Here is a 14,764-nt window from a genome sequence, read left to right on the forward strand (position 1 = left end):
GTCTGACCGGGTCCAACGGCATACTAAGCGGTCGCTTGCCGATCAGGGAACAACCCGTCGGGGAGTGGCGGAACGCGTCACTTGCGAGCCGGCCGCGCGCGTACGTGCATCCGTTCCCCCTGCGGTCCGAACAGACTGAGGAACTCCACCGGACCGTCCCCCGTCGACCCGAACCAGTGCGGCACCCGGGTGTCGAACTCCGCCGCCTCCCCCGCCGACAGCACCACGTCGTGCTCGCCGAGCACCAGCCGGAGCCTGCCCGAGAGCACGTACAGCCACTCGTACCCCTCGTGGGTGCGCGGCTCCGGTTCCTGCCTGCGCTGCGGTTCGAGGACCTTGAAGGCCTGGAGGCCGCCGGGCTGGCGGGTCAGCGGCCAGAAGGTGCGGCCATGCTGCTCCAGGGGCTGCGCTCGCACCCGGGGGTCGCCGACCGGCGGGGCGCCGACCAGCTCGTCCAGCGGAACCTGATGTGCCTGCGCGATGGGCAGCAGCAGCTCCAGGCTGGGCTTGCGCAGACCGGACTCCAGCCGGGACAGGGTGCTCACGGAGATGCCGGTCGCCGCGGACAGCGCCGCCAGGGTCACCTCCCGCTCCCTGCGCATCCGCCGCAGCCGCGGGCCCACGCCGGCCAGCACGTCGTCGGTACTCTCGGTGCTCATGCCCGTATTGCAGATTCGGCAAAGGGGTTTGTCAATGCGGCAGGGCCTGGGCCGCGCACACTGGTGGTCGACGCGGGCCGACCGCGCAACGCGCCGTCCGCGGACCTGCGGGGCCACCTGCCCCGGGACGGCAAGACGACGACGGCGGCTTCACCGTGACCCTGGCCGGCGGCCGGACCGTACGCGCTCGCCACGAGCCCGCCGGGCGCGCACCAGGCGCTGATGGTCACCCAGTGGTCCGACGACGCGCGGCTCTTCCCGCACCTCACGCGGGAGGCGGAGCCGACGGACGAGGACCTGGCTGCCGGGCCGCGGCGGCGATCAACGGGGAGCCGCTGCTCGCGGATCTCGACGCGTCCGTCCGGGTGTAGACCCGGCACCCGCGGTGCACCATGACTGCATGCTGCTGACCCGGCTCGCGGAGGTGTCCCGTCAGGTCGCCGCGACGGCGGCCCGGTCCCGCAAGACCGCGCTGCTCGCGGAGCTGTTCCGGGACGCGGAGGCGGACGACGTGCCGATCGTCATCCCCTACCTGGCCGGACGGCTCCCGCAGGGGCGGCTCGGCGTCGGCTGGAAGGTGCTGAGCCGCCCGGTCCCGCCGGCCGCCGAGCCCTCCCTGACCGTGCGGGAGGTCGACGCCCGGCTCGGCGAGCTGGGCAAGGTGTCCGGGCCCGGGGCCCAGGCGGAACGGGCCCGGATCGTGGGCGAGCTGATGGGCGCGGCCACCGAGGAGGAGCAGCGCTTCCTGCTCGGCCTGCTCACCGGCGAGGTCCGGCAGGGCGCGCTGGACGCGGTCGCCGTGGAGGGCCTCGCCCGGGCGAGGGGCGCGGACCCGGCGGACGTACGGCGGGCGGTGATGCTCGCCGGGTCGCTGCAGACGGTGGCCCAGGCCCTGCTCGCCGAGGGGCCGGAGGCGCTGGAGCGGTTCCGGCTGACCGTCGGCCGGCCGGTGCTGCCGATGCTGGCGCGGAGCGCCTCCTCGGTCGCCGAGGCGGTCGGCAAGCTGGGCTCGTGCGCAGTGGAGGAGAAGCTGGACGGCATCCGGGTCCAGGTCCACCGGGACGGCGACGCGGTACGCATCCACACCCGCACCCTGGACGACATCACCGACCGGCTTCCCGAAGTGACCACCGCCGCACTGGAGTTGGCGGGTGAGCGGTTCATCCTGGACGGCGAGGTGATCTCCTTCGACCCGGCGGGCCGCCCCCGCTCCTTCCAGGAGACGGCAGGCCGGGTCGGCTCCCGCACGGACGTGGCGAAGGCCGCCGAGGAGGTCCCGGTCTCCCCCGTCTTCTTCGACGCCCTGTCGGTCGACGGCCGCGACCTGCTCGACCTGCCCTTCGACGAGCGGCACGCGGAGCTGGCCCGTCTGGTGCCGGAGCCGATGCGGGTGCGCCGGACGGTGGTGACCGGCCCCCGGGAGGTCACCGAGGCGGAACGGTTCCTCGCCGACACCCTGGCCCGCGGCCACGAGGGCGTGGTCGTCAAGGCGCTGGACGCCCCCTACAGCGCGGGCCGGCGCGGCGCCTCGTGGCTGAAGGTCAAGCCCGTGCACACCCTGGACCTCGTGGTGCTGGCCGCGGAGTGGGGCCACGGCCGTCGCACCGGCAGGCTCTCCAACCTCCACCTGGGCGCCCGCGATCCCGACGGGACGTTCGCGATGCTCGGCAAGACCTTCAAGGGCATGACCGACGCGATGCTCGCCTGGCAGACCGGGAAGCTTCGGGAACTGGCCGTCGAGGACAACGGCCGGGTGGTCACCGTACGCCCCGAACTCGTCGTGGAGATCGCCTACGACGGTCTGCAGCGCTCCTCCCGCTACCCGGCCGGCGTCACCCTGCGCTTCGCGCGCGTCGTCCGCTACCGCGAGGACAAGCGGCCCGAGGAGGCCGATACGGTGGAGTCCCTGCTGGCGGCCCATCCGGAGGTCATGCCGTGACGGTACGGACGACGAAGCGCAGCGCCGGACTGCTGCTGTTCCGGCACACCGACGACGGGCCCCAGGTGCTGCTCGGGCACATGGGCGGACCGTTCTTCGCGAAGAAGGACGCGGGGGCGTGGACCGTGCCCAAGGGCGAGTACGAGCCGGACGAGCCCGCCTGGGAGGCGGCCCGCCGTGAGTTCCGGGAGGAGCTGGGGCTCGCGCCGCCCGACGGGCAGGCCCTGGCGCTGGGCGAGGTCGCGCAGGCCAATGGCAAGATCGTCACGGCGTGGGCGATCGAGGCCGACCTGGACCCGGAGTCGATCGTCCCCGGCACCTTCACCATGGAGTGGCCGCCGAGGTCCGGCCGGACCCGGGAGTTCCCGGAGCTGGACCGGGTGGCGTGGTTCGGTCTCGACGGGGCCCGTGCGGTGATCGTCCCCGCGCAGGCGGCGTTTCTCGACCGGCTGGCGGAGCACTCGGGCTGAACCGGGGGCTACGCGTTGCGTCCGGCCGCGCCGCGCGCGAAGGTCGAAGCAAGCCCGCTCCCAGGGAGGTCAGCCATGCCCATCGCGACGGTGAACCCGGCGAACGGCGAGACGCTCAAGACGTACGAGCCGATGGACGAGGAGGAGCTGGAACGCCGGCTCCAGCTCGCCGAGGCCACGTTCCGCACCTACCGGACGACCACGTTCGCCGAACGCTCCCGGCTGCTGCACAAGGCCGCCGACCTCCTGGACGAGGACCAGCCGGAGATCGGCCGGGTCATGACCACCGAGATGGGCAAGCCGATCAAGCAGGCCCGCGCGGAGGCCGCGAAGTGCGCCAAGGCGATGCGCTGGTACGCCGACCGCGCCGAGGCACTGCTGGCCGACGAGGAGCCCCCCGAGCCGGATGTGCGGGACTCCGGCGCGTCCCGGGTCCGGGTCCGCTACCGGCCGCTCGGGCCCGTCCTCGCGGTGATGCCCTGGAACTTCCCCCTCTGGCAGGTGGTCCGCTTCGCCGCGCCCGCGCTGATGGCGGGCAACGTGGGCCTGCTCAAGCACGCCTCGAACGTCCCCCAGACCGCCCTGTACCTGGAGGACCTGTTCCACCGGGCGGGCTTCAAGGAGGGCTGCTTCCAGACACTGCTGATCGGCTCGGGAGCGGTCGACGGCATCCTGCGCGACGAGCGGGTGAAGGCCGCGACGCTCACCGGGAGCGAGCCGGCCGGGCGGGCGGTCGCCGCCACCTGCGGCGAGATGATCAAGAAGACCGTGCTGGAGCTGGGCGGCAGCGACCCCTACGTCGTGATGCCCTCGGCCGACCTCGGCCGGGCGGCGCGGGTCGCCGTGACCGCGCGGGTGCAGAACAACGGGCAGTCGTGCATCGCCGCCAAGCGGTTCATCGTGCACACCGACGTGTACGACGCCTTCGCCGCCGAGTTCGTCGCGGGCATGGAGGCGCTGAAGATCGGCGACCCGCTGGACGAGGGCACCGAGGTCGGACCGCTCTCCAGCAAGCGGGGGCGGGCCGACCTGGAGGAGCTGGTCGACGACGCGAAGCGCAGCGGGGCCGAGGTGCTGTGCGGCGGGCAGCGCCCGGAAGGGCCGGGCTGGTACTACCCGCCGACGGTGCTGGCGGGCATCACCCGCGAGATGCGCATCCACCGGGAGGAGGCGTTCGGGCCGGTCGCCACGCTGTACCGGGCCGACGACCTGGACGAGGCGGTGCTGATCGCGAACGACTCGCCGTTCGGGCTGAGTTCGAACGTGTGGACGCGGGACGACGACGAGGTGGAGCGGTTCGCGCGGGACCTGGAGGCGGGTGCCGTGTATGTCAACGGGATGACCGCCTCCCATCCGGCGTTTCCGTTCGGTGGTGTGAAGAGGTCCGGGTACGGGCGTGAGCTGTCCGAGCACGGAATCCGGGAGTTCTGCAACATCACCACGGTTTGGCAGGGTGCGTGAGCACCGCGCGGCTACCATCCCGTTTGTGAACCGCGAAGTGACCCTGCCTCTGATCGTCGACGACCGCGGTACCTTGCAGGTGGCCGCGGCCGACGTGAGTAAGTTGTTGCGGACCGTGGGCGGACGGTGGCTGCATCTTGTCGAGGACGGGGAGCAGGGGCTGGATGAGGATACGGTCGCCGCGTTGACCATCGAGTTGGCGAAGCTCGCGGATCGCATCGACGTGGCGTGCATCGCGCACAGCAGTGGGGCGCCGTAAGTCTTTCGGCCGCGTTTCGGGTGCGGGTGCGTGGGGGCTTGTCGCGCAGTTCCCGGCGCCCCTAGGGAATCGCCCTCAGGGAGTTCCAGAACATCGCCTCGTAGCACTGCAGCAAACGGCCGTAGCGGTGTGCGGCAGTCTCGTCCAGGCGGCCTTCGTCCAGCGCCGCCGACACCGCCGCCGTCGCCCGGGAGTCCAGGTCCGGGGCCGGTTGCGCGAAGAGGTCGAAGAAGGCGCGGGCCTCGTCGGGGAAGGCGTAATGGGTGCGCAGGGCCTCGGCGATGCGGGCGCAATAGCCGCCCCACGCCGAGAAGTTGGCGGTGAGGGCCAGGATCGCGTCCGCCGGGGAGGCGTTGAGGGCCAGCCAGGAGACGTAGGCGGGGTAGGCCTGGCAACCGGGCAGGGGGTCGTAGGTGCGAGTCCGCTCGGCGGTGACTCCGCACGCCTCGGCGAACGCGGTCATCCGCTCGGCCGCCAGGCTCTCGCCCTCGGCGAGCGAGGTGAAGAAGGCGGCCGCGATGGGGGTGGCGGCGGCGCGCTCCGCCAGATGCAGGAAGGAACGCCGGTCCGCGGCGATCACCCAGCGCTGTTCCAGCGCCAGGACGGCGAGGGTCTCGCGGCTCGCCTCGCCCCGGGAGATCAGCGGGACCAGGCGGTTGGCCTGCGGGTCCGGAGCGAGTCGGGCGGTGGTCGAGGCCAGTAGTTCAGCGGCCGAGGGCGTCATCGGGTCCTCCGTCGTGTGGTGCGGGTTCCAGGTGCGATCCCTACCCGTTGTCCCCGATTCGGAGTAATCCGACGAGAGATCGTCGCTCCCTCGGGTGAACCTGGGTGGACCACCTTCTGACCGGCGGGCGCAGGTCTGCCGGACGGCGAAAGCAGGGACGGCTCATGGCGACTTTGTGCAGACCCTCGGTGTCCGTACCAGAACACGTGATCACCATGGAGGAGACCCTGGAGCTGGCGCGCGAACACCACGCGGACCACCCCCAGCTCCCGCTGGCCCTCCGGCTGATCGAGAACACGGGCGTCCGCACCCGGCACATCGTGCAGCCCATCGAGGAGACCCTGAAGCACCCCGGGTTCGAGGAACGCAACAAGCTCTACGAGGCCGAGGCCAAGGCCCGCGTCCCGGCGGTGATCCAGCGGGCACTCGACGACGCGGAACTCCTGACCTCCGACATCGATGTCATCATCTACGTGTCGTGCACGGGCTTCATGATGCCGTCCCTGACCGCGTGGCTGATCAACGAGATGGACTTCCCGTCCAACACCCGCCAGCTCCCCATAGCCCAGCTGGGCTGTGCGGCCGGCGGTGCGGCCATCAACCGGGCCCACGACTTCTGCTCGGCCTATCCGGAGGGCAACGCGCTGATCGTGGCCTGCGAGTTCTGTTCGCTGTGCTACCAGCCCACCGACCTCGGCGTCGGCTCGCTGCTGTCCAACGGCCTGTTCGGCGACGGCATCGCCGCGGCCGTGGTGCGCGGCCGCGGCGGCTCGGGCGTCCAGCTGGAGCGCAACGGCTCGTACCTGATCCCCAAGACCGAGGACTGGATCGCGTACGACGTCCGGGCGACCGGCTTCCACTTCCTGCTGGACAAGCGGGTGCCGACCACCATGGAGCCGCTCGCCCCGGCGCTCCAGGACCTCGCGGGCAATCACGGCTGGGACGCCTCCGACCTGGACTTCTACATCATCCACGCGGGCGGGCCCCGAATACTCGACGACCTCAGCAAGTTCCTGCAGGTCGACCCGCACGCCTTCCGGTTCAGCCGGGCCACGCTCACCGAGTACGGCAACATCGCCAGCGCCGTCGTCCTGGACGCGCTGCGCCGGCTGTTCGAGGAGGGCGGTGCCGAGCACCGGGCGCGCGGGCTGCTGGCCGGGTTCGGGCCCGGCATCACCGCCGAGATGACCGTGGGCCGCTGGGTCCAGAACGACGAGATGAGACGATGAGCGAAGAGACCCTCACCGTGAGCGGGCAGCCCCACGCCGAGACCCTCTCCGAGACCCTGCCCCCGGTCCGGCACTGGCCGGCCCTCGACCTCGCCGGGGCGGACTTCGACCCGGTGCTGGCCGAGCTGATGCGCGAGGGCCCGGTCACCCGCATCCAGCTGGCCAACGGCGAGGGCTGGGCGTGGCTGGTCACCCGCTACGACGACGTGCGCATGGTGGCCAACGACCCCCGCTTCAGCCGTGAGGCGGTCATGGGCAGGCAGGTCACCCGGCTCGCACCGCACTTCATCCCGGACCGGGACGCGGTCGGGTTCCTGGATCCGCCCGACCACACCCGGCTGCGCCGCTCGGTGGCCGCCGCGTTCACCGCGAAGGGCGTGGAGCGGGTCCGCCACAAGGCGCGCGGGATGCTGGACGAGCTGGTCGACGAACTCCTCCAGGACGGCCCGCCCGCCGACCTCACGGCGACGGTCCTCAGCCCCTTCCCGATCGCGGTGATCTGCGAGCTGATGGGCGTGCCGGCCGCCGACCGGCACGGCGTGCACACCTGGACCCAGCTGATCCTGTCCTCCTCGTACGGCAAGGAGATCAGCGAGAGGGCCAAGCGCGAGATGAGCGCGTACTTCTCCGACCTCATCGGGCTGCGCGAGGGCAGCACGGCCGAGGACGTCACCTCGCTGCTCGGCGCCGCGGTGGGCCGGGGCGAGGTCACGCTGGAGGAGGCAGTCGGCCTCGCCGTGCTGCTCCAGATCGGCGGCGAGGCGGTCACCAACAACAGCGGGCAGATGTTCTATCTGCTGCTGACCCGCCCGGACCTGGTGGAACGGCTGCGCCGGGCCCCCGGGATCCGTCCGAGGGCCATCGACGAGCTGCTGCGCCACATCCCGCACCGCAACGCCGTGGGCCTGTCCCGGATCGCGCTGGAGGACGTGGAGATCAGGGGCGTGCGCATCCGTGCGGGCGACCCGGTCTACGTCTCCTACCTGGCCGCCAACCGCGACCCGGACGTCTTCCCCGACCCGGAGACCATCGACTTCTCCCGCAGTCCCAACCCGCATGTGGCGTTCGGGGCCGGCCCGCACTACTGCCCCGGCGGCATGCTGGCCCGGCTGGAGTCGGAGCTCCTGGTGGACGCCCTGCTGGACCGGGTGCCGGGCCTGAGACTCGCCGTACCGCCGAACCAGGTGCCCTTCAGGAAGGGCGCGCTGATCCGCGGTCCCGAGGCCCTGCCGGTGACCTGGTGAGTGGCTCATGACAGAGACCGAGGGACTGCTCGTACCGCCGGGCCACGGCCGCGTCGTCGCGACGCCGGCCCAGCGGGTCACGTTCAAGGTCACCGGATCCCACTCGCGGACGGCCTCCACCTTCGAGGTGGAGGTTCCGCCGGGCTTCGACGTGGGCGCCCATCTGCACACCCGCAGCGAGGAGTTGTTCTTCATCCTCGAGGGCGAACTGGACGTGCTCGCCTTCGAGCCGCGCATCCGCACCCCCGACAACTGGCACAAGTGGGAGTCGAGTTCGGGCAGCAGAGTGGTACGGGCGACTCCGGGCACGGTCATCGTCGTACCGCCGGGATGCCCCCACGCGTTCGCGAACCCGACGGACACACCGGCGAAGATCTTCTTCCAGGCGAGTCCGCCGCCCGATCACGAGCGCTATTTCGAGGAGTTGCTGGAGATCCTCGGCAACGGGGGTCCTCCGGACCAGGAGGCGATCGAGGCACTGAGGGCGAAGTACGACATCGAGCAACTCACGCCTCTCAGGCACCGGTGAGCACTCCCACCGAAAGGGGTGCCGGACTGTGTCGACATGCGGCTCCGCCGCATGGGCGCGACAAGCCACGACGGACCGGCACCCCCCACGGCACTACCGGATCGGCATCCCCGCCAGCGTCCGCGCGATGACGAGCCGCTGAATCTCGCTCGTCCCCTCGAAGATCGTGTAGATCGCGGAGTCCCGGTGCATCCGCTCGACCGGGTACTCCCGCGTGTACCCGTTCCCGCCGAGGATCTGGATCGCCTGCGCGGTCACCTTCTTCGCGGTCTCGCTGGCGAACAGCTTGGACATCGACCCCTCGGCCGCGGTGAACGGCTTGCCGTTGACCGCCATCCACGAGGCCCGCCACACCAGCAGCCGTGCCGCGTCGATCTGCGTCCGCATGTCGGCGAGCTGGAAGGCGACCCCCTGGTTGTCGATGATCGGCCGCCCGAACTGTTCACGCGTCGTGGCGTAGTCGAGGGCGACCTCGTAGGCGGCCCGGGCCGTGCCCACCGCCATCGCGCCGACGGCCGGCCGCGAAGCCTCGAACGTGGCCATCGCCGCGTTCTTCACCCTCTCGCCACCGGCGGCCTTCGCCTTCTCCCGGGCCCGGGCGAGCCGCTCGTCCAGCTTCTCCTTGCCGCCGAGCAGGCAGGAGCCGGGCACCCGGACGTTGTCGAGGACGACCTCGGCGGTGTGCGAGGCGCGGATGCCGTGCTTCTTGAACTTCTGGCCCTGGGCGAGGCCCTCCGTGCCCGGCGGGACGATGAAGGAGGCATGACCCTTGGAGCCGAGCTCCGGGTCGACCACGGCGACGACGACGTGGACGTTGGCGATGCCGCCGTTGGTCGCCCAGGTCTTCGTGCCGTTGATCACCCACTCGTCCTTGACCTCGTCGTACACCGCGCGGGTGCGCATGGAGGCCACGTCGGATCCGGCGTCGGGCTCGGAGGAGCAGAAGGCGGCGACCTTGACGTCGTTCTGGTCCCCGTACATCTGCGGGATCCAGGTGCCGATCTGTTCCTCGGTCCCGTTGGCGAGAACGCCCACGGCGGCGAGGCCGGTGCCCACGATGGACAGGGCGATGCCCGCGTCGCCCCAGAACAGCTCCTCCATGGCCATCGGGATACCGAGGCCGGTGGGGTCGAAGTACTGCTGCGCGTAGAAGTCGAGGGAGTAGATGCCGACCTTCGCGGCCTCCTGGATGACCGGCCAGGGGGTCTCCTCGCGCTCGTCCCACTCGGCGGCCGCGGGGCGGATCACATCCGCGGCGAAGCCATGGAGCCACTCCCGGACTTCCCTCTGTTCGTCGTTCAGCTCCATGGTGAACTCGGCCATGTCCCCTCCAGCGGCGGCAGTACGATGTTACTAGCGGTAACCCGAGTCTGTTACCGACGAGTAGGAAAAGTCAACTCCCGATGACACCTCGGCATCCCGTTCGATGTCAGGGGCACAGTCAGTGTTAGTTTGCGCAGGCGTCACCGAACCAGCACGGGTGGGGAGAACACATGGACACCACGCAGCGGACCGATCAGCAGAGGTCCGCCGATCGCCGACGGCGCGAGCTGCTGGAGGCTGCCGACCGGGTGGTGCTCCGCGACGGCCCGCAGGCCTCGATGAACGCCATCGCCGCGGAGGCCGGTATCACGAAGCCCATCCTGTACCGCCACTTCGGAGACAAGGGCGGACTTTACGCCGCGCTTGCCAAGCGGCACACGGACGCACTCCTCGATTCGCTGCGGGCCGCGCTGGACGCTCCGGCCGATCGGCGCGAGCGCGTGGAGTCCACGCTGGACACCTATCTTGCGGCGATCGAGGCACGGCCTCAGGTGTACCGGTTCCTCATGCATCCGGCGGAGGGCAGCACCGGCGGCGACCAAGGGTTCGACGTCGGCAAGCATTCGGCTCCGCTGCTTCGGCGGATGGGCGAGGAGCTGGCTCAGGTCATCGAGGAGCGGCTGGATCTCGGGCCCGGGAGCCAGCAGCTCGCCCGGGTGTGGGGGCACGGGATCGTCGGGATGATGCATGCGGCGGGTGACTGGTGGCTGGGCGAGCGGCCTTGTTCCCGGGCCGAATTGGTGCGGTCCCTTGCCGATCTCCTGTGGGGGCGGCTTGCGGCGGCCGGGGACAAGATGGGCGGTCCGGGGTTCTGACCGCCGCCCCTCACTTGCGGGTGCGTGGGAGCTTGTCGCGCCCACGCGGCGGAGCCGCATATCGATACATTCCCGCGCCCCTGACATACAGAGCTCACCGGCGCCATGAAGCCCGCTCGATCTGTCGCATGAGCCTGCGGTGGCGCCAGCCGCTCAGATGGTCGGCGTACACCGTGCCCTCCAGGTGGTCGCACTCGTGCTGCAGGCACCTGGCGAAGAAACCCGTGCCGTGCACGGTGACCGGCTCTCCGGTCACCGTGAAACCCTCGACGACCGCGTGGTCGTAGCGCTCCGTGCCCGCCTCCAGGCCCGGCAGGGACAGACAGCCCTCCGGCCCCCGGATCACCACACCGTCCGCCTCCATCAACCGCGGATTCACCACATGTCCGAGATGTCGCACATCTTCGTCGTCCGGGCAGTCGTACACGAACACGCGCAGCGGCACCCCGATCTGGTTCGCCGCCAGACCCACCCCCTGGGTCGCGTACATGGTCGCGAACAAGTCCTCCACGAGTGCGGCGAGTTCGGAGCCGAAGTCCGTGACGTCCCGGCAGGGCTCGCGCAGGACGGGGTCGTGGAGCAGGGAAAGAGGGCGGACGCGCCCGCGGGCGCCCGGGATCGAACCATGTCGCATGGCGGCAAGGGTACGGTTCGTTCAGCTCATGCCCGCCGCTCCGGCATGGGCCGGGATTCGGGTGTGCGAATGGTTCTCGATAGGCTGAGGTCCACACCACGTTGCCGGATGGCCCAGGGCGCGGCGCGTACGCAAGGAGGATCGAGAACTGATGGCAGGCAACTCGGACCCGCTCACGCCGCGGGCCAAGCTGGCCGTGACCGCGGGCAAGGCGGTCGCTGCGGCATCGCGTGCCGCGGGACGAGGCAGCGGGTCGGTGATCGGTGGCCGGGTAGCTCTGAAGCTCGACCCCGATCTGCTCGCCCGGCTCGCGCAGAACCTGGACGTCGTCCTGGTCTCGGCGACCAACGGCAAGACCACGACGACGCGGCTGATCGCGGAGGCCCTGCGGGCCGCGGGCGAGGTCGTCTCGAACGCGCTCGGCGCGAACATGCCGGCCGGCATCACCTCGGCACTGGCCGGGGGCTCGGAAGCCAAGTTCGGCGTCATCGAGGTCGACGAGAAGTACCTGGCCGGAGTCGCCCGGGACACCGACCCGAAGTGCATCGCACTGCTCAACCTCTCGCGCGACCAGCTGGACCGCGCGGCCGAGACCCGGATGCTCGCCGAGAACTGGCGCGAGGGCCTCGCCGGAACCAAGGCCGTCGTCGTCGCCAACTGCGACGACCCGCTGGTGGTCTGGGCCGCCTCCTCGTCCCCGAATGTGATCTGGGTCGCAGCCGGGCAGATGTGGAAGGACGACGCCTGGTCCTGCCCGTCCTGCGGTGGCGTGATGCAGCGCCCCGGTGACGACTGGTTCTGCGGCGAGTGCGGCTTCCGCCGGCCGACGCCGACCTGGGCGCTGTCCGGGGACCATGTGCTGGACCCGCACGGGTCGGCCTGGCCGATCCATCTGCAGCTGCCGGGCCGCGCGAACAAGGCGAACGCGGCCAGCTCCGCGGCCGTGGCAGCCGTCTTCGGAGTGCCGCCGCAGGTCGCCCTGGAGCGGATGTACCAGGTGCAGGCGGTCGCCGGACGCTACGACGTCGTCCAGTTCGAGGGCCGTGACCTGCGGCTGCTGCTGGCGAAGAACCCGGCCGGCTGGCTGGAGACGTTCTCGCTGATCGACCCGCCGCCGGCCCCGGTGATCCTGTCCGTGAACGCGCGCGGGGCCGACGGAACCGACACCTCCTGGCTGTGGGACGTCGACTACACGCGACTGACCGGCCACCCGATCTTCGTCATCGGGGACCGGAAGCTGGACCTCGCCGTCCGTCTGGAAGTGGCGAACCAGCACTTCCAGGTGTGCGAGAACCTCGACCAGGCCGTGCAGCTGTGCCCGCCCGGACGGATCGAGGTCATCGCGAACTACACCGCGTTCCAGGACCTGCGCCGCCGCGTCGGCAACTGATCAGGAAGGGCGATCACCTCATGAGCGACAACCAACTGCGGCTGGTGTGGATCTACCCGGACCTGCTGAGCACCTACGGCGACCAGGGCAACGCGCTCGTCGTGGAGCGCCGGGCGCGGCAGCGGGGCCTGGACGTGGCCCGCCTGGACGTGCGCAGCGACCAGCCGATCCCGACCTCCGGCGACATCTACCTCATCGGCGGCGGCGAGGACCGGCCCCAGCGGCTGGCGGCCGAGCGGCTGCGGCGCGACGGGCATCTGCAGCGGGCGGTGGAGAACGGCGCGATCGTCTTCTCCGTCTGCGCCGGCTACCAGATCCTCGGCCACGAGTTCATCAACGACCTCGGCCAGCGCGAGCCCGGCCTCGGCCTGCTCGACGTGGTGTCGGTGCGCGGCGAGGGCGAGCGGTGCGTCGGTGACGTCCTCGGGGACATCGACCCGCAGCTCGGCCTGCCCGAGCTGACCGGCTTCGAGAACCACCAGGGCGTCACCCACCTCGGCCCCACGGCCCGCCCCTTCGCCCGGGTGAAGATCGGCAGGGGCAACGGCACCGGGGACGGTACGGAGGGCGCGTACAACGGGACGGTCTTCGGTACGTACATGCACGGGCCGGTCCTCGCCCGCAACCCGCAGATCGCCGACCTGCTGCTGAAGCTGGCGCTCGACGTCAACGCGCTGCCGCCGATCGACGACCGCTGGTACGAGGCGCTCCGCGAGGAACGCATCACTGCTGCGCAGCAGCCCGCGTAAGCGGCGTCTCAGCGCTGTCTCAGCGCTTTCCGGCAGGCTCGTGGTGGGCCCGCCTGACGGTCCGTCCGCTCACATGTGCGGGCGCGTCCAGCAGGCGGACGCCCGCTACGGAGCCACCCCCTCACGCCGGTAGGGTGGCCGGGAATCCGCCGGACGACGTGGTCCGGTTTTCCGGCCCACGTTGAGAAGGTATTTCGGGCTATGCGCATTGGTGTCCTCACGTCCGGCGGCGACTGCCCCGGCCTGAACGCCGTCATCCGGTCCGTCGTGCACCGCGCCGTCGCCGACCACGGCGACGAGGTCATCGGCTTCCGGGACGGCTGGAAGGGCCTCCTGGAATGCGACTACATGAAGCTCGACCTCGACGCCGTGGGCGGCATCCTGGCCCGCGGCGGCACCATCCTCGGCTCCTCCCGGGTCCAGCCCTCGCACCTGCGGGACGGCGTCGAGCGGGCCAAGGGCCATGTCGAGGAGCTCGGCCTGGACGCGATCATCCCGATCGGCGGCGAGGGCACGCTGAAGGCGGCCCGGCTGATGTCGGACAACGGTCTGCCCATCGTCGGTGTCCCCAAGACCATCGACAACGACATCGCTGTCACGGACGTGACGTTCGGCTTCGACACGGCCGTGGGTGTCGCGACCGAGGCCCTCGACCGGCTGAAGACCACCGCCGAGTCGCACCAGCGCGTGCTGGTCGTGGAGGTCATGGGCCGGCACACCGGCTGGATCGCGCTGCACTCCGGCATGGCGGCCGGCGCGCACGCCATCGTCGTACCGGAACGGCCCTTCGACATCGAGGAGTTGACGAAGAAGGTCGGCGAGCGGTTCGAGGCGGGCAAGCGGTTCGCCATCGTGGTCGCCGCGGAGGGGGCCAAGCCGCGGCCCGGCTCCATGGAGTTCGACGAGGGCGGCAAGGACGTCTACGGCCACGAGCGCTTCGCGGGGATCGCGCGGCAGCTGTCGGTCGAGCTGGAGCAGCGGCTCGGCAAGGAGGCGCGGCCGGTGATCCTGGGGCATGTGCAGCGCGGTGGGACGCCGACCGCCTATGACCGGGTGCTGGCCACCCGGTTCGGATGGCACGCGGTGGAGGCGGTGCATCGTGGGGAGTTCGGGCAGATGACGGCGTTGCGGGGGACCGACATCGTGATGGTGCCGCTGGCGGAGGCCGTGGAGACCCTGAAGACGGTTCCCGCTGAGCGGTACGAAGAGGCCGAGTGCGTGCTGTAGGGGGCTTGCCGTAGGGGTTTCGGTTTCGTCGCCGGGTGCGGGTGCGGCGTGGCTTGTCGCGCGGTTCCCCGCGCCCCTTCGGGGCACGTTGCGGCCCACCCCGGTCACAGGA

At 71.0% G+C, this 14,764-nt stretch carries 15 protein-coding genes and 1 pseudogene; 12 read left to right on the forward strand and 4 right to left on the reverse strand.

The features are described 5' to 3' along the window. Positions 1-77 precede the first annotated feature (77 nt). Positions 78-659, reverse strand: a complete 582-nt coding sequence (locus tag AVL59_RS31475) for a helix-turn-helix domain-containing protein (protein ID WP_067311277.1) — start codon at positions 657-659, stop codon at positions 78-80. Positions 660-665: 6 nt separating this feature from the next. Here AVL59_RS31475 and AVL59_RS55200 point away from each other — a divergent pair. The 5 genes and pseudogenes from AVL59_RS55200 to AVL59_RS31495 all read left to right on the forward strand — a co-directional run. Next, a pseudogene (locus AVL59_RS55200) lies at positions 666-959 on the forward strand (hypothetical protein); the annotation flags it as partial. Between the two features lie 100 nt (positions 960-1,059). Continuing rightward, positions 1,060-2,598, forward strand: a complete 1,539-nt coding sequence (locus AVL59_RS31480) for an ATP-dependent DNA ligase (protein ID WP_067311280.1) — start codon at positions 1,060-1,062, stop codon at positions 2,596-2,598. Beyond that, positions 2,595-3,068 (forward strand): NUDIX hydrolase, encoded by a 474-nt coding sequence (locus AVL59_RS31485; RefSeq protein WP_067311282.1) that lies wholly within the window; start codon positions 2,595-2,597, stop codon positions 3,066-3,068. The genes AVL59_RS31480 and AVL59_RS31485 overlap by 4 nt, the downstream gene beginning before the upstream one ends. Before the next feature lie 75 nt (positions 3,069-3,143). Then, the gene (locus AVL59_RS31490) at positions 3,144-4,529 is read left to right on the forward strand and encodes an NADP-dependent succinic semialdehyde dehydrogenase (RefSeq protein WP_067311285.1); all 1,386 of its coding nucleotides are present in this window, start codon (positions 3,144-3,146) and stop codon (positions 4,527-4,529) included. Positions 4,530-4,554: 25 nt separating this feature from the next. Then, a complete protein-coding gene (locus AVL59_RS31495) occupies positions 4,555-4,788 on the forward strand; it encodes a DUF6213 family protein (protein ID WP_067009138.1) in 234 nt (77 codons plus the stop codon). Between the two features lie 61 nt (positions 4,789-4,849). Here AVL59_RS31495 and AVL59_RS31500 read toward each other — a convergent pair whose 3' ends face one another. Then, positions 4,850-5,512, reverse strand: coding sequence for a thiaminase II/PqqC family protein (locus tag AVL59_RS31500; protein WP_067311288.1), 663 nt, complete (start codon positions 5,510-5,512; stop codon positions 4,850-4,852). Between the two features lie 164 nt (positions 5,513-5,676). Here AVL59_RS31500 and AVL59_RS31505 point away from each other — a divergent pair, with 164 nt between their 5' ends. The 3 genes from AVL59_RS31505 to AVL59_RS31515 are packed head-to-tail and all read left to right on the forward strand — an operon-like array spanning position 5,677 to position 8,514. Then, positions 5,677-6,741: a type III polyketide synthase gene (locus AVL59_RS31505; protein WP_067311290.1), complete on the forward strand. Its 1,065-nt coding sequence runs from the start codon at positions 5,677-5,679 to the stop codon at positions 6,739-6,741. Beyond that, positions 6,738-7,985 (forward strand): cytochrome P450, encoded by a 1,248-nt coding sequence (locus tag AVL59_RS31510; RefSeq protein WP_067311292.1) that lies wholly within the window; start codon positions 6,738-6,740, stop codon positions 7,983-7,985. Before AVL59_RS31505 ends, AVL59_RS31510 begins: the two co-directional genes overlap by 4 nt. A gap of 7 nt (positions 7,986-7,992) precedes the next feature. Then, the gene (locus AVL59_RS31515) at positions 7,993-8,514 is read left to right on the forward strand and encodes a cupin domain-containing protein (RefSeq protein WP_067311294.1); all 522 of its coding nucleotides are present in this window, start codon (positions 7,993-7,995) and stop codon (positions 8,512-8,514) included. A gap of 93 nt (positions 8,515-8,607) precedes the next feature. Here the strand turns inward: AVL59_RS31515 and AVL59_RS31520 are convergent, their stop codons facing one another. After that, positions 8,608-9,837 carry an acyl-CoA dehydrogenase family protein gene (locus AVL59_RS31520; protein ID WP_067311296.1) on the reverse strand — a complete coding sequence of 410 codons (1,230 nt, stop codon included), beginning with the start codon at positions 9,835-9,837 and terminating at the stop codon, positions 8,608-8,610. Positions 9,838-10,007: 170 nt separating this feature from the next. On the opposite strand from AVL59_RS31520, the gene AVL59_RS31525 reads away from it, so the two are divergent. Next, positions 10,008-10,652: a TetR/AcrR family transcriptional regulator gene (locus tag AVL59_RS31525; RefSeq protein ID WP_067311299.1), complete on the forward strand. Its 645-nt coding sequence runs from the start codon at positions 10,008-10,010 to the stop codon at positions 10,650-10,652. A gap of 94 nt (positions 10,653-10,746) precedes the next feature. Here the strand turns inward: AVL59_RS31525 and def are convergent, their stop codons facing one another. Further along, entirely contained in the window at positions 10,747-11,286 is a 540-nt protein-coding gene (def, locus tag AVL59_RS31530) for a peptide deformylase (RefSeq protein WP_067311302.1), read from the reverse strand. 151 nt (positions 11,287-11,437) lie between these two features. Between def and AVL59_RS31535 the strand changes: the two genes are divergently transcribed. The 3 genes from AVL59_RS31535 (at position 11,438) to AVL59_RS31545 (ending at position 14,652) form a co-directional block, all read left to right on the forward strand. Next, positions 11,438-12,676, forward strand: coding sequence for a Mur ligase family protein (locus AVL59_RS31535; protein WP_067311304.1), 1,239 nt, complete (start codon positions 11,438-11,440; stop codon positions 12,674-12,676). 20 nt (positions 12,677-12,696) lie between these two features. Beyond that, the gene (locus tag AVL59_RS31540; RefSeq protein WP_067311306.1) at positions 12,697-13,425 is read left to right on the forward strand and encodes a type 1 glutamine amidotransferase; all 729 of its coding nucleotides are present in this window, start codon (positions 12,697-12,699) and stop codon (positions 13,423-13,425) included. A 201-nt stretch (positions 13,426-13,626) separates the two neighbouring features. Then, positions 13,627-14,652, forward strand: coding sequence for a 6-phosphofructokinase (locus AVL59_RS31545; protein WP_067311309.1), 1,026 nt, complete (start codon positions 13,627-13,629; stop codon positions 14,650-14,652). Positions 14,653-14,764 lie beyond the last annotated feature (112 nt).

It is taken from the genome of Streptomyces griseochromogenes, from assembly GCF_001542625.1.
In the GTDB taxonomy this organism is placed as follows: Bacteria; Actinomycetota; Actinomycetes; order Streptomycetales; family Streptomycetaceae; genus Streptomyces; species Streptomyces griseochromogenes.